Origin of the sequence: Asticcacaulis endophyticus (genome assembly GCF_014652575.1) — a bacterium.
GTDB classification, from domain to species: domain Bacteria; phylum Pseudomonadota; class Alphaproteobacteria; order Caulobacterales; family Caulobacteraceae; genus Asticcacaulis; species Asticcacaulis endophyticus.
On the sequence record NZ_BMZB01000001.1, the window covers coordinates 1,542,708 to 1,558,280 of the forward strand.

A 15,573-nucleotide genomic window follows, 5' to 3' on the forward strand; every position below is an offset into this window, starting at 1 on the left:
GCCCGATCCAAACAGAGGTGCTAACAACGGGAGAAATACAATGACAAAGACAACGGCACAAAATCGCCGTCGCTTCCTCATGGGTGCGGTCGGCAGCGGTGCGATCCTGGCTACGGCTGCCTGCGGTGGTGGAGGAGGTGGAGGGGGCGGGTCCTCTGGCAGCGGCGGGGAATCGTCATCCAGTTCGTCCTCCTCCAGTTCATCGTCGTCATCCAGCGCGGGGAGTTTGCCCGATCCGGCGACAGCCCCGGCGCTGAAAACCTTTTTCAACGGTAAGTTCAAGGTCGGCTTTACCGCTGATCCTGCGTGGATCAATGATGCCCCCAGTCAGGCCATACTGATCAAGCACGCCGGTTCAATCACCGCTGAGAACGTCATGAAGGCCCAGACGATTGGCACCAGTGCCGGTGTCTATAACTACGGTCCCGCCGATCAGGTGGTGAACTTTGCGCAGGCCAACAACATCGCCGTGCGCGGTCATGCTCTGGTCTGGCATTCGTCGACACCAGCATGGTTTTTTGCCGGTGACCGCAGCGATATGACGGCGTTTCGGGCCATCGTGCGGCAACGGCTTGAGACCTATATCACCGATGTCGTCACCCATTTTAAGGGCAAGATCTACGCCTGGGATGTGGTCAATGAACCGACCAGCGATGACGCCGGATCAACCTACCGCAATTCTGAATGGTATCAGATTTTTTGCGACAGCTATCTTGATATCGCGTTCCGCGCGGCACGGGCCGCTGATCCCGATGTCGAGCTGTTCATCAATGATTACAGCACCGAAGACCCCGGCAAGCGCGCCCGCTATATGACGGTTATTCAGACCCTTCTCGACCGCGGTGTACCGATTGACGGGGTGGGGCACCAGTTCCATATCTCCACGACCTACCCCAGCGCCGCACAGGTCGAGCAGGCCCTGATTGAGGTTGAGGCCAAGGGGCTGATCAACCATGTGACGGAGCTTGATATTTCCTTCTATACCGATCCGGGCTCATGCTTTGCCAATCAGACGGGGTGCGTGACGGGCCTTGTCGCAGGCTCTGCGGCAGTGACCACAACCTTACGCACGCAGGCCCTGCAATACCGAGCGATGTATAATATCTTTGCCAGCCGGGCCAGTGTCGAGTCGGTCACCACCTGGGGCGTGGCCGATAATCATACGTGGCTTTCGACCTTTCCGGTGACGCGCCTGAACCTGCCGCTGCTATTTGATACGGCAGGTAATCCGAAATCAGCCTTCTGGGCGGTGGTCGATCCGGCGTTTGTGCCGTAAGAAGATAAAGTAAAGGGCCTGTTTTCATAGGCCCTTTACTTTTAGTACGCCCCTATCTTGGCTGTGTTTTCGGTGTTGTGGCCTTTGTGATGGTCTTCTTCGGCCAGCAGGCGCACGGCCTCCAGCGCCGCCATGCAGCCCATACCGGCGGCGGTCACCGCCTGACGGTAGACATCGTCGGTCACATCGCCAGCGGCAAATACGCCCTCAATAGCTGTTTTGGGCGTGCCCGGTGTCACGCGCAGGTAGCCGCCGGAATTGGTCTCAAGCTGACCGGCAAACAGTTGTGAGGACGGCGCATGGCCGATGGCGATGAACACACCATCGAGCGGGATTTCGTACTTTTCGCCGGTCTGAACGTGTTTCAGGCGCACGCCGGTAACCCCCATTGCGCCGAATTCATTGGTATCGCCCAGGATTTCGTCAATGCCGACATTCCAGATCGGCTCAATCTTGGGGTCGGCCAGCAAACGTTCACTGAGGATTTTTTCTGAACGCAGTTCTTCGCGGCGGTGGATCAGATAAACTTTTGAGGCAAACTTGGTCAGGAACAGCGCTTCTTCGACGGCGGTATTGCCGCCGCCGACCACAGCCACGACCTTATTGCGATAGAAAAAACCGTCGCAGGTAGCGCACGCCGACACACCAAACCCCTGATAGGTTTTTTCCGACTCCAGCCCCAACCACTTGGCCTGCGCGCCGGTCGAAATGATGACGGTTTCGGCAAGGTAAGTCGCGCCGGTTTCGGTTTCCAGCAGGAATGGACGCTTAGACAGGTCAGCCTTGACGACGATATCATTGATGACTTCGGTGCCCATGTGGACGGCTTGAGCCTGCATCTGATCCATCAGCCACGGCCCCTGGATCACCTCCGAAAAACCAGGATAGTTTTCAACATCGGTGGTGATGGTTAGCTGGCCACCGGCTTGCGGGCCCGTGAAGACGACCGGATGCAGAAGGCCGCGCGCGGCATAGATGGCGGCAGTCCAGCCGGCGGGGCCGGAACCGATGATGGCGCAACGAAGCGGGCGGGGTAAGGACATGAGGCTAACTTCTGATCAGATGTGAAATGGATTCGCCAACCGTGGGCGATGGTTCTTTAGATAGGTATCAGGGCTGCGATTGTCATCCGTTAAGATGATGTAGCTCGTGATTTTAGTCGCGCAATTACCGCCTCGGCGGCGCGGGCGGTCTCATTCAAGGGCGTGTACGACCATGAGCGCAATTCGCCGTTAAACGGCCGCGCCGCGCCATAGTCCTGCAAAGTGCGGTGGAACGCATCGAACTTGCGCGTTGATTTCAGGGCAGAGCGACGATCCATGCTGAGGATATGAACGGGTTTGCCCGTAGCCGCCGCTTCGACCGCCATATTGATAGAATCTTCGGTGACTAAGATGTGGTCGGCTTTATGCAGGAACGCGAAATAGGGATTGTCGCCTTCGCCGGTGTAGATAATTCCGGGCAAGTCTTTTAGGGCGTTCACCAATATATCGCGGGCGACAGCGGGGGTGCGGCGGGAAATCGTCAGCAGCAGCGTGGCGCCTGCGGCCATAACCGCGCGGCGGATATCGGCCGCCATGCTCTCGGCGCGGGCGGCACTCAGGTCATGGGACTTGGATTTGCCGCCGATCAGGACAGCAATGAACGGGCCTTTGAAGGCTTTGAACCGTTCCGCCCACGGTTTAAATTCGGTGGCCAGTCGATCTTGGGTGATGCGGTGGGGTGCGCCCAGGATAGACAGGACATTATCGCCTAAGACCTCATCGTGCTGAGGGGCGATGACCAGATCAAAGGCGCTCAGGTTTTCGCGCGGGTCCTGAAGCTGCACCACCAAAGTCTTGCCCTGCGAGGCCGCTTTCATACGCAGACTGTGGGGCAGGGTGGCGCGACCGGCAGCGATCCAGATATCCGGCCACGGCGGGCCGACGGGATCGGAATCGCGTTTCAGCATACGGTCGGGCCACAGCTTCAAAAACGTCGGCCAGCGATCAAACAGGCGGCGATAACGGATATGACGGGTGACGATCTGCGCGTGGGTTTTGCGCTCAATCGCCTGCGCCAGCCCCAGTACCTGATTTTCGATGCCCGCACGCCCGTCCGACACCGCCCAGATGGTCAGTGGCCGCCCTTCGGGAATATGCAGGGTATCGTCAGGCATTGCCGTAAATCGCTCAAATAAAAACGTCAAAAGCTGGCGAAGGGCCGCCCCTAGCCAGCTTTTGTCCATATCGTCACCACGAAAAAGTATTTTGCGTCAGCAAAAACTTTTGTCGTGAGGCCCCTAGATCCATTCGACCTTGAGGATCTCATAGGCCTTGACGCCACTGGGGGTCGGGACTTCGACGACATCGCCGACTTCCTTACCCATCATGGCGCGCGACAGCGGTGAGGTCAGCGAAATCTTGCCCGATTTGACATCGGCCTCGTGCTCGCCCACCACCTGATAGCGGCCTTCTTCTTCGGTGTCTTCGTCAACGACGGTCACGGTCGCGCCGAATTTGATATTCTCACCCGACAGCTTGGTCACGTCGATGACCTGAGCGCGGCTGATCTTATCTTCGATCTCAGCGATTCGGCCTTCGATCCAGCCCTGACGCTCCTTGGCGGCGTGGTATTCGGCGTTTTCAGACAGGTCGCCGTGCTCGCGCGCCTCAGAGATCGCCGCAATTACCGTCGGACGCTCAATAGACTTCAAACGCTTCAATTCTTCGTCGAGGGCGCGATAGCCTTCGCCCGTCATCGGCACTTTTTCCATGTGCGATTGATTTCTTAAATGCACCCAGAGGAATAACAAAAAATTTCACGTCCGGTCGAGGGTGCCTACGACCGAAGTGAAAAGATAGATACGGTTTATGCCGGTTGCAAGCGATCTTCGTGCCGAAAACTCGATAAAGCACAAAGGGTGTTTTGATCCGGGGCGGCGTTATATCGTGTTTTGCCGGAAGGTTAAACCCCTTAAATTGCGGGGGCCTTAAGGCTATGATTTCAGGTGGTTTTGAGGGTGAGACTTGAAATGTTAAGCCGCAAATGTTCGGGTTTCAGGTCTTTCTGAGGGGCTTTTGGCGGGGTTACCACAAAACGGATATTCAGGGTTTGAGACTGGGCCGCTACGGCTTGCGGGATCGTGACCGAATAGTCGGCGTCCTTTTTCAGCATTTCGAATCGGCCGACCGGCACACCATTGGCAAAGACGTCGACCTGAGCGGCTTTCATGGCGCGGGCGTTGATATCCAGGGTCATGGCGGTGAGGGCGGGGGTCGGCAGTGCCAGATTCACCTCAGCGCGCGCGCCTTCGGTCCACACGCCGACACGCTCAGGCAACCGCCAGCCCTGACCAAACAGGCACGCCGCCGGACTGTCCCAGGTTATGGGGTGGGGTTTATTGATCTCAAATGTCGGCACCTGCGGAATGGTCTTGAGCCCGGTTTCAAGTCCGAGCGGTGGGATGATCCAGATGCCGTCCAATGCGCGCAGGCGATGCTCGGCCCCTTTGGGTGCCGGGCATTTATTCAGCATGACATATAGGTGGCGCGGATTAAGTTGACCGCTCTGGTAGCGCTTATATTCCTCATATTCCAGGGCAGATTGTTTGAGGTTATCACGGGCGGCGTACATGGTGTTGACCGGCACTTTGTTGGATACGGCGTGCATGGTCACTTCGTAGAACAGCGGCTGATTACTATGTACCGAAGGGGCCTGAAACGACACCAGATCGCTGTCTTTGATAAGTTTGTCCCACTCCGGGCTTTTGGCGATGGTAAAGACGGTCCGGTCAGAGGCGCGCGCGGTCAGGCCTTTGATCTGGGTGGCAAAACCGGCAAGGTCCATGAACTGCAAGACGACCGCTACGGACAGGACGATGGTCATGGTCTTTGGCCGCGACCGGTACAGCGTCAGCAGCGCCAGAAACACCATAAGATAGGCGATCGGCCAGAATAGGCGGCCGGATGCGCGCACGATGTTGAAGAGGTCTTCGAGAAAATCCGGCAGAGGCAGTTTGAGGATCAGAATGTCATAGATCTGGATCTTGTTCGATATGGCCAGAACCAGCAGCGCGATCATTGGCCATTTCAACGGGCGGGCCTTAATCAATACCTCTTTGACGGTGCGGGAGTCTTCCGATTTGCGGTAGAGCCAGATGGCCGCCCCGATCAGGAACAGCAGTCCAAGACCCAGATACTGAAACCCCTCAAAGGCCTGACCTTCGTCCTGCTGCACCGACAGGAACGGCAGCATAAAGGATTTATTGGACGGATTGAACGGCGCATCCAGTCCCATGGAATAGAGGCCAAAGCCGCCGCTTTTGGCGCTGGAGCCGGAAAAGGCGCCTGAAATGGCAAGGGCTATAATTGGGGCCAGCAGGGTCAAGGTCATTTTGAGGCCGGAGACCCCAAGGCCCTTAATGTCTTTGGCCTGCCATTGCGGGCCAAGTACGCGCAACCAGTCCGCACCCCAGATGGCCAGAACCATGACCAGAATATAGGGATGGATGAACCCGCACAGAGCCAGCAGAACGCTGTAAGCGATCCATTTGCGCTTTTCATCGCCAATCTCAAAGAAAATATAGATCGCGGCCAATATTAGCCAATGCGCGACCAGCGTATCGTGGCCGATACGCCCGTAAAGCGTCGGCAGCAGGGTCAGCAGCACGGCACCGGCCAGTGCTGACCACGGCCCCGGCGCGTGGCGCGACACCAGCCTACAGGCAATAAAATAATGCAGGCAAATGCACAATAAAAACCACGGGCCGATATACTGAAAATAGTCCGGCAAAAGCGGTGAGATCAGCTTGAACGGGAAAGCCAGAAACGGATTTGAGTCGGTGTAGATAACGCTTTGACCCGTCGGGTAACCGAGCAGGTTCTGATGGTTAAAGCCATCGGCGCCGTTACGATAGGCATGCCAGCCCAGAAAATGCTGTGCCCAGTCCCCGCGCATCAACCAGCCGACATTGGTCGGATCAAGCATGTCAGGGGTGAAGAACAGTAGAAACAACAGGATAGGTGCAGCGAATTTCAGAACTGTATGGTAGGGCGCAGAGCTATTATCGGGCATGACATCAGACTTAAAAAAACAGCGAACAGTTGCAGGGGCGCAAACACAGGTTCGCTGGTTCTAATCCGGAAATGCTACGGTAATTTAAACCCGCCCCCAATGCGCGGTGAATATAGCCGGGTCGCCTGAAAATTCAAGCGATTGCGACCTATTTTCAGCCCTTGGTCTCACTCAGACGAAGGTCATAAAGCCGGATGCCGAGCTTACGGGCGCTGGCAGACGCTTTGGGCGACGGCTTAAGCGAGGCCTCAAGATCGGGTTCCAGTCGGATGTTCAGGGATTTGCCCTTGATCCAGCGGCGCGGAATGACGATTTCATGGTCGGTGATCTGAGTCGTCAGATCTAGGTGCGTCAGCAGGCGGTCATTGACATAGACCTTGGTCTTATTGCCGCTTAGGAAGCTGAGCAGGCTTAAGGACAGGCTGATGTCATGGCGGGGTCGGTCGGCCAGTGGCAGGTTCAGTTCCGCCGGTTGTCCTGCGCGGCTCCACACGCCTTTTGAATCCGGCGACAACCAGTTGTCTTCAAGGAAGCAGGAGCCGAGCGCATTCCAGGTGAAGTTATAGTCTTCGTCGTATTCGATACCCGGCACTTGCGGTACTTGCGGCAGCTTATCCAGCATCTTTACCGGCGGCAGGATGAATAGGCCGTCCAGTTCGCGCAGGCGGTGTTGAGCCCCGGCCGGGGCCTGACACTTATTGAAAAAGACATAGAGGGTATCGGGGTCGAGCTTGCCCTCATTGAAATTGGCGTGGGCGATGCGCTCAAGCTGGGTCTGACGCGGGTGCGGACGGGCGGCATACATGGTGTTGACCGGCACGGCATGGGACACCGAGCGCCAGGTTAGCTCATAAAACAGGCGCTTATTGATATGGGCATTGGCGGGCTGAAACGACACCAGATCAGCATTGGTGATCAGGTCGTCCCACAGCTTTGACGGCACTTTCTGATAGACGGTGCGGTTGGCGGCCATCGCCGTTTCGGAATGGACCGATTTGGCAAACGGGGCGATGTCGATAACCTGTATGACCAGAGCCAGCGGCAGGATAATCGCCACGGTCTTGAGGCGTGTGCGATAGACGGTCAGGATCGCCAGCAGCACCATGAAATAGGCCATCGGCCAGAACATCCGCCCGGACGCGCGCATGATGCCTAGCACGCCGTCTAGGGCCTTGGGTGTCTCATACTTAAAGATTTCGATATTGTAGAATTGCACCTTGCTCGACAGGGCGATAACGAACAAAACCACGAATGGCCCGATCAGCCAGACGGATTTCGACAGGGTGTCGCGGATGGTGCGCGCGCCTTCGGAGCGGTAAAATAGTACGATGGCGGCAACGATCAGGAACAAAAGCCCTGCGCCCATATACATGAAGCCTTCCATCGACTGCCCGCCGTCTTGCGGGACTGAGACAAGGCCGCCGAAAGTGAAATCCTTACGTGACGGATTGAACAGGGCGTCAAGGCCCATCGAGTAAAAGCCGTAGCCGAAGCTGCCCGCGCTCTGACCGGGGGCATAGGCCCCTGACAGGCCAAGGGTGATGATCGGTGCCAGCAGGGTCAGGATCGCCACGCCGACCGTGCGGGCGACCTGAATGAACTCACGCGCCATAAGCTGCGGCCAGACGCGGCGCAGTTGTTCCGCCCCCCACAGGGCCAGCACCATGATCAGGATATAGGGGTGGATAAAGCCGGTAATGCCCAGCATGATGGCCCAGTGAATGGCCTTGCCGCGCGGCGAAGTGATCTCGAAATAGATGTAAAACGCCCACAGGATCAGGAACTGCGCCACCAGCGTATCGTGCATGATGCGGTTGAACAAAGTCGGCACCAGCGTCAGCAGAACGGCCCCCACAAGGGCGGCCCAAAACGACGGGGCATGACGTTGCAACAGCTTATAGGCCAGATAAAAATGGGCGCAGATGCAGAACAGGAACCACGGGCCGATATACTGAAAATTGGCGGGTAAAAGCGGGGATATCGGCTTGAGCGGCAGGGCAAATAAGGGGTTCGAGTCGGTATAGATGACGCTTAAGCCGGTCGGGTGGGCCAGCAAATTCTGATGGTTAAAGCCGTCGGCGCCATATCGAAAGGCGTGCCAGCCGAGTACATGCTGGCCCCAGTCTTTCTGGAACAGCCAGCTTACATTGGTCGGATCAAGCACGGCCGGATGAAAAAACCACAGGAAAATCAAAATAGGCGCGGCGACCAGCGCGATTTGTTTCGCCAGCTCTTTTTTGTCGCCCAACAGAGTGTCCACGCGTTCAGACAGGGTCATGAAACCGAATATGCCTTTTGAATAATAATAGCGGTCCGACATAGCAAAGCCGATCGCTGCCGTGAAATTACGTTTTGTAAGTGCGAAATAAACGCCCTGCCGATCACGCAACCATACACGAAATCGTGAAGACAGGGAAGCGGTGTAAAAAAACCTCCTGCGACCGGGATCACAGGAGGTTTTAAATTTTAAACGCCAATAAGGACTAGGCGTATTCCTGAATGGATCGCACGTCGAGGTCCTCTTTACGGCCGGACGCGATGGCGCGGGCGGCCGCCACAGCACCAGACGCCGTGGTGTAGTAAGGAATCTTCATCATCAAAGCCGTGCGGCGGATTGAGAACGAATCGGCCAGAGACTGCTTGCCTTCGGTGGTGTTGAACAGAAGCTGGATCTCACCGTTTTTCATGGCATCCAGAATGTTTGGACGGCCTTCCAGCACCTTTTTGATGCGCTCAACCGCCACACCCTGTTCGGCCAGATAGTCGCAGGTGCCACCGGTCGAGACGACCTTAAAGCCCTGAGCCAGCAGGGTTTTTACGGGTTCAATAATGGTTGGCTTATCCTGATCCTTGACGGAGACAAACACGGTGCCACCGGTCGGCAGAACCGTGCCGCCACCCAGTTGCGACTTGGCAAAGGCGCGCGAGAACGCGTCAATCATCTCTTCGCCGTCGCGCACCCAATCTAAGCCCATGACTTCGCCGGTCGAGCGCATCTCAGGGCCAAGCACCGTATCGACATTGGCGAAGCGCGCGAACGGGAACACGGCCTCTTTCACCGCAACGTGCCGATAATCTCTGGGCTTAAGACCAAAGCCCGACAGCGGCTTACCGGCCATGACCTTGGCGGCGATTCCGGCCAGTGGCTGACCCAGAGTCTTGGCGACGAATGGCACGGTCCGTGAGGCGCGGGGGTTGACTTCAAGGACGTAAATCTTCGGATCGGTATAGGGGTTTTCGATCGCAAACTGCACGTTCATCAGGCCGCGCACCTTGAGCGCCTTGGCCAGTTCGACGGTTTGGCGCTCAAGCTCTTTGACGGTTTCGGGTTTGAGCGAAAATGGCGGCAGCGAACAGGCGGAGTCGCCGGAATGGACGCCGGCTTCTTCGATATGTTCCATGATGCCGGCCACAAACACCGTGTCGCCATCGGCCAGAGCGTCGGCATCGACTTCGATCGCAGCCGACAGGTACTGGTCGATCAGGACAGGCGATGAGCCGGACACCTTAACGGCCTCAGTAACATAGCGGGTCAGTTGCTCGTCGTCGCGGATGATTTCCATGGCGCGGCCACCCAATACATAGGACGGGCGGATGACGATGGGATAGCCGACCTGATGACAGGCCTTGAAGGCTTCTTCGGGGCTGCGGGCGATGGCGTTGATCGGCTGACGCAGGCCGATTTCGGTCAGCAATTGCTGAAAGCGCTCACGGTCTTCGGCCAGGTCAATCGCATCCGGCGTGGTGCCAAGGATGGGGATGCCTTCATCTTCGAGGGCTTGCGCGAGCTTGAGCGGGGTCTGGCCGCCGAACTGCACGACCACACCGGCCAGTTCGCCTTTTGACATTTCAACGCTGATCAGTTCCAGCACGTCTTCGGCGGTCAGCGGCTCGAAATAAAGGCGGTCGGACGTGTCATAGTCGGTCGATACGGTTTCGGGGTTGCAGTTGACCATGATGGCTTCAAGGTCGATGTCCTTGAACGCGAAGGCGGCATGGCAGCAGCAGTAATCGAACTCAATGCCTTGCCCAATTCTGTTGGGCCCACCGCCGAGGATGATGGCCTTCTTGCGATCGGTCGGTGCGGCTTCACATTCGGGCACCTGACCGAGCGCGCCGGTCTCATAGGTCGAATACATATAGGCGGTCGAGGACGCAAATTCGGCGGCACAGGTGTCGATGCGCTTATAGACCGGACGCACACCTAAGCCGCGGCGGGCGTTACGCACTTCGGCTTCGGTCTGCTGGGTCAGGGCCGCCAGACGAGCGTCCGAGAAACCGAGACCTTTCAAGAGGCGCATGGCATGGGCATCGGCGGGTAGGCCCTGTTCTGCGATTTTGGCTTCTTCAGCGACTATGGTTTCGATCTGGCGCAGGAACCACGGCTCATAGAAACAGGCGGCGTTGATGTCTTCGACGCTCAAACCATGGCGGAAAGCCTGAGCAATGACACGCAGGCGGTCAGGGGTGGGGCGGCCCAGCTCGCGCACCACGGCTTCGCGGATGGCGTGCGGGCTTTCGGCGGTTTTGATGCCGGGGATATCGACCTCATCAAAGCCCGACAGGCCGGTTTCCAGCCCGCGCAGGGCCTTTTGCACCGATTCGGCAAAGGTCCGGCCAATGGCCATGACTTCACCGACCGACTTCATCGAGGTGCCGAGCAGGGGCTCAGAGCCCGGATATTTCTCAAACGCAAAGCGCGGAATCTTTGTGACGACATAGTCAATCGACGGCTCAAATGAGGCCGGTGTGACCTTAGTGATGTCGTTCGATAGTTCATCCAGCGTATAGCCGACCGCCAGCTTGGCCGCGATCTTGGCAATCGGGAAGCCGGTCGCTTTTGAAGCCAGCGCGGAGGAGCGCGACACGCGCGGGTTCATCTCGATCACGATCATGCGGCCATCGGCGGGATTGAGCGCGAACTGCACGTTCGATCCGCCGGTCTCCACCCCGATTTCGCGCAGGACGGCGATCGAGGCCGAACGCATGATCTGATATTCTTTGTCGGTCAGGGTCAGGGCTGGGGCGACGGTGATGGAATCGCCGGTATGCACGCCCATCGGATCGACGTTTTCGATCGAACAGACGATGATGCAGTTGTCGGCGCGGTCACGCACGACTTCCATCTCATATTCTTTCCAGCCGACGATGGATTCCTCGATCAGGACTTCGGTGGTGGGCGAAAGATCAAGGCCGTTCAGGACGATCTCTTTGAACTCTTCCTGATTGTAGGCAATGCCACCGCCGGTGCCCGCCAGCGTAAAGGATGGGCGGATCACGGCGGGCAGACCACCAATGGCCTCCAAACCGGCCACAGCTTCTTCCCAGGTGTGGGCGACGGCGGACTTGGCCGATTCGAGGCCGAGCTTATCCATCGCATCGCGGAACTTTTGACGGTCTTCGGCTTTGTCGATCACCTCGGCCTTGGCGCCGATCATTTCGACATTGTACTTGGTAAGGACGCCCGAAGCATCCAGTGCCAGCGCGCAGTTCAGCGCCGTTTGACCGCCCATGGTGGGCAGGAGCGCGTCCGGGCGCTCTTTGGCGATGATTTTTTCAACGAAATCAGGGGTGATCGGTTCGATATAGGTCGCATCGGCGATGTTCGGATCGGTCATGATCGTCGCCGGATTGGAGTTGACCAGAATGATCCGGTAGCCTTCTTCGCGTAGTGCCTTACAGGCCTGAACGCCGGAATAGTCAAACTCGCAGGCCTGACCAATGACGATCGGACCCGCGCCGATAATGAGGATGGATTTAATATCGGTACGTTTGGGCATAGGTATTCAAGTCTCTCGTACGAAAACAGCGGGCGGCGCTATGGGCGCAGTCCGTTGATCTGTAGGGGCCCTTTAACGGGCGGTTTAATATGTAGGCTAAGCGGGTGCTTTAGAGGCTTAAGACCCCAAGCGCAACCCTTTATGTTTGGTTAATCTCACTTAGAACCTCCCCTCTTGGAGGGGAGGGGGACCGCGCCGATTTATCGGCGGGGTGGTGGGGTAAATACCCCCTCTTTCTTTTAAGCGAGGCCTAAAAGAAAGTTCCCCCTGCAACAGGGGAATCTTAAGGGGTTACGCCACCACCGCCTTCGCGTCTTTCATATATCCGGCAAAGCGTTCAAACAGATAGAGCGAATCGACCGGGCCGGGGGAGGCTTCGGGGTGGTGCTGAACCGAAAATACGGGCTTGTTCGCCAGCGCGATGCCGCAGTTGGTGTTGTCAAACAACGACACATGGGTTTCAACCACTCCAGCGGGCAAGCTATCCCGATCCACCGCAAAGCCGTGGTTCATCGACACGATCTCAACCTTATTGGTGGTGATATCCTTGACCGGATGGTTGGCGCCGTGGTGCCCCTGATCCATCTTGACGGTCTTGGCACCCAGCGCCAGAGCCAGCATCTGATGGCCCAGACAAATACCGAAAACGGGCGTACCCGACGCCACCAGCTTTTGGATTTCAGGCACGGCGTAGGCGCCGGTCGCGGCCGGATCGCCGGGGCCGTTCGACAACAGCACGCCATCGGGCTTCAGCGCCAGAATGTCTTCGGCCTTGGTTTCGGCCGGCACGATCTTCACCTTCGCGCCGATGTCAACCAGGGCGCGCAGGATGTTTTGCTTAACACCATAGTCGATGACCACGACATTATGCTCATGTTTCGTGCCGTCGCTATAGCCTTCCGGCCAGACCCACAGGTTGGTATTATAATCCGATGATTGCGCCGAGGTGGCTTTGATAGCGAGGTCGAGGCCGACCAGACCGGCCCACTCGGCGGCCTGTTTTTGCAACGCCGCGATATCGAACTTGCCTTCGGGATCATGGGCGATGACGCCGTGCGGCATACCGTGTTCACGGATGCGCTTGGTCAGGGCGCGAGTATCAATCCCCGACAGAGCGACCACGCCGCGCGAGGTCAGCCAGTCGTTAAAGCTCATGGTCGAGCGCCAATTGGCCGGCGGGGTCGGGGCGTCGCGGAATATCGCACCCTTGGCGGCGCGGGTCGGATCGTTGCCCAGTTGCTCAACATCGTCAGGGTTGACGCCGACATTGCCAACGTGCGGGAAGGTGAAGGCGACGATCTGATCCATGTAGGATGGATCGGTCAGAATTTCCTGATAGCCGGTCATGGCGGTGTTGAAGCACACTTCGCCGAGGGCCGAGCCGGCAGCACCGTGGCCATAGCCCTGATAGACGGTGCCGTCCGCCAGAACCAGAACCCCCGTAACACCATTAAGTAACACGTCTTGGTTTCTTGGGGTCATGGGCTTTGGGACTCCGTATCTAATGGTCAGGGCTGCGGGTAAACGGCGGCACACATAGGGGCCACGGGCGGCGGGGTCAATGAATTTTCGGCATTAAGGATGAATTAACAGATCACGTTGGTTTGCCAAGTGTGAGCCGCGCCTTGACTTGGCCGCAATTGAAGGGTAGTTTCGGTGTTAACGATGATGTTCGGCAACTCTCTAAGCTCGTGATCGAGTGCCGAGCCCGTTTTCCCTTCTCTTACCGTTTAGACGCCAAAGCGCTTTTGCTTGGCGTTATTTATTATTTGGCCGCGCAGGACTTTGCGAGGCTTTAAGGACTATTATGCAAACGACCTATACCTTCTCACACGCCCCGCGCAGTCACTATATGACGCGCCCCACCCACAAATCGACCTCGACACGGATGCTCAAGGCCTGCGGTTTCAGCCGTCAGGAACTGCGGGCTATGGTTGCTGATATGCTCGGTTAAGCGGTCAGGTTTTCAAGGCCTAGCCTTGACGCTTCCTTGCGCAGTTTCTTCTGCATCGGCATGAACTGCGCGGCCCCCGATCCATCGCAATTATAAAGGATGGCCAGCGTCAACTGGTCATCGTGATAGCTGCGCAGGTGGCCGGTAAAGCCATTTATCCGCCCGCCGTGGGTGGCAAAGCGGCGCTCATCTTCAAATCCCAGCCCCAGACCAAAGCCGTATTCCAGTGGCTCGGCGCCTCGCCGCTCAAAAGCCGGCTGGCCATTTTTCAGCAGGGCCGGGGTCATCATGGCGGCCACGCTGTCGGGCTTTAGCACCTTGCCGTTCATAAGGCCATGATGCCACAGGATCAGGTCTTCGGTGGTTGACCGGATCGCGCCCGCGCCGGCGATGAACGTCGCCGACAGGGGCTTATTTTCCACAAAGCCGTGCGGCGCACGGAACTCAGGGCGATAGCCGTTAGACCCACCGGTGATGACCGTATCCACCGTATCAATCGACGACTGCGTCATGCCCGCAGGATGGAACAGCCGCTCAGCGCAGAACTGCGCGAACGACATGCCCGATAGCTGCTCAACAATGATGCTCAACAGCGTAAAGGCCGAGTTGGAATAGAGCCATGCCGCTCCGGGTTGGGCGCGGTACAGCGGCTGACGGGCGCGGATGATCGACAGCAGTTCCGTGCCATTAAAATCGCGGTCGCGGGCGTTATCGAGCACCACATGGCTCTGGCCGTTGACATAATCGCCCATGCCGGAGGTGTGGCTCATCAACTGGGCCAGAGTGATCTTATCGGCCTTGGGGAAGTCTGGCAGGAACCTTGCCAGCGGATCATGGACGCTCAGCTTACCGTCTTCGGCCAGGGCCATGATGGCGGCAGCGGTAAATTGCTTGGTGATTGACGCAATCCGAAACGTGGTTTGCGGCGTGACTTCGCGCCCCGCCTCGACATCAGCCAGGCCGAACCCTTTGGAAAACAGCACAACGCCTTGATGGGCGACCGTCAGCGACAGGCCGGGCGTCAGCTTATCGTCGATCATCTTTTGGGCGATGTTCGTCAGCGACGGCCAGTCTTTTAGGGCGGCGCGTTTCAGTGTCGGCGCTTTAGGGGTGGCGGGTTTCGGCTGAGGCTTGGCGGTAAGATAGGGCACGGCCGCACTACCGCCAAGTGCCGCTAGCGCCATCAGCACAGTGCCGCGGCGGGTAAAGCTTTTAGGCGGTGTACGGGGATCAAACATAGGCACTGCACTCTACCAAACGATATGCCATGCGCCGGTGTTGCGGCACATATCAGATAGCGAATCCGGGATAAGGTTAAGTTTACCCTAATAAGGAAATGGTTTCCAAATGGTTTCACAGTTGAAACGCGGATATACCGATGCGCGATTTACCACTGAATTGTGCTCAAAACATGATTGCGGCGCAAAACCGTCAAAAAACCCATAATGTGACAGCGTTTACCGGCTTGCATGGTGCGTCAAAATCGTATCAATAAATTTCAACGTCCT

General features: G+C 57.4%; 10 protein-coding genes. 2 read left to right on the forward strand and 8 right to left on the reverse strand.

Features of this window, described 5'->3' with window-relative positions; all coding sequences use genetic code 11:
• Nucleotides 1-40 precede the first annotated feature (40 nt).
• Complete coding sequence (locus IE102_RS06920) at nucleotides 41-1,276, forward strand: endo-1,4-beta-xylanase (RefSeq protein WP_229807598.1); 1,236 nt, start codon at nucleotides 41-43, stop codon at nucleotides 1,274-1,276.
• 41 nt (nucleotides 1,277-1,317) lie between these two features.
• On the opposite strand, the gene trxB is transcribed toward IE102_RS06920, so the two are convergent.
• The 7 genes from trxB to carA form a co-directional block, all read right to left on the reverse strand.
• Complete coding sequence (gene trxB / locus IE102_RS06925; protein WP_189485664.1) at nucleotides 1,318-2,319, reverse strand: thioredoxin-disulfide reductase; 1,002 nt, start codon at nucleotides 2,317-2,319, stop codon at nucleotides 1,318-1,320.
• 89 nt (nucleotides 2,320-2,408) lie between these two features.
• Complete coding sequence (locus IE102_RS06930; protein ID WP_229807599.1) at nucleotides 2,409-3,503, reverse strand: mitochondrial fission ELM1 family protein; 1,095 nt, start codon at nucleotides 3,501-3,503, stop codon at nucleotides 2,409-2,411.
• Nucleotides 3,504-3,557: 54 nt separating this feature from the next.
• Nucleotides 3,558-4,031 carry a transcription elongation factor GreA gene (greA, locus tag IE102_RS06935; protein WP_189485665.1) on the reverse strand — a complete coding sequence of 158 codons (474 nt, stop codon included), beginning with the start codon at nucleotides 4,029-4,031 and terminating at the stop codon, nucleotides 3,558-3,560.
• 230 nt (nucleotides 4,032-4,261) lie between these two features.
• The gene (locus IE102_RS06940) at nucleotides 4,262-6,331 is read right to left on the reverse strand and encodes a DUF6311 domain-containing protein (RefSeq protein WP_189485666.1); all 2,070 of its coding nucleotides are present in this window, start codon (nucleotides 6,329-6,331) and stop codon (nucleotides 4,262-4,264) included.
• Nucleotides 6,332-6,485: 154 nt separating this feature from the next.
• Nucleotides 6,486-8,651: a DUF6311 domain-containing protein gene (locus tag IE102_RS06945; RefSeq protein ID WP_229807600.1), complete on the reverse strand. Its 2,166-nt coding sequence runs from the start codon at nucleotides 8,649-8,651 to the stop codon at nucleotides 6,486-6,488.
• Between the two features lie 163 nt (nucleotides 8,652-8,814).
• Nucleotides 8,815-12,111: a carbamoyl-phosphate synthase large subunit gene (gene carB, locus IE102_RS06950; protein WP_189485668.1), complete on the reverse strand. Its 3,297-nt coding sequence runs from the start codon at nucleotides 12,109-12,111 to the stop codon at nucleotides 8,815-8,817.
• A 291-nt stretch (nucleotides 12,112-12,402) separates the two neighbouring features.
• The gene (carA, locus tag IE102_RS06955) at nucleotides 12,403-13,593 is read right to left on the reverse strand and encodes a glutamine-hydrolyzing carbamoyl-phosphate synthase small subunit (protein ID WP_189485669.1); all 1,191 of its coding nucleotides are present in this window, start codon (nucleotides 13,591-13,593) and stop codon (nucleotides 12,403-12,405) included.
• A 325-nt stretch (nucleotides 13,594-13,918) separates the two neighbouring features.
• Between carA and IE102_RS06960 the strand changes: the two genes are divergently transcribed.
• Nucleotides 13,919-14,065 carry a hypothetical protein gene (locus IE102_RS06960; RefSeq protein ID WP_189485670.1) on the forward strand — a complete coding sequence of 49 codons (147 nt, stop codon included), beginning with the start codon at nucleotides 13,919-13,921 and terminating at the stop codon, nucleotides 14,063-14,065.
• On the opposite strand, the gene IE102_RS06965 is transcribed toward IE102_RS06960, so the two are convergent.
• The gene (locus IE102_RS06965; protein ID WP_189485671.1) at nucleotides 14,062-15,303 is read right to left on the reverse strand and encodes a serine hydrolase domain-containing protein; all 1,242 of its coding nucleotides are present in this window, start codon (nucleotides 15,301-15,303) and stop codon (nucleotides 14,062-14,064) included. The two genes, IE102_RS06960 and IE102_RS06965, sit on opposite strands and share 4 nt — an antisense overlap.
• Nucleotides 15,304-15,573: the final 270 nt, after the last annotated feature.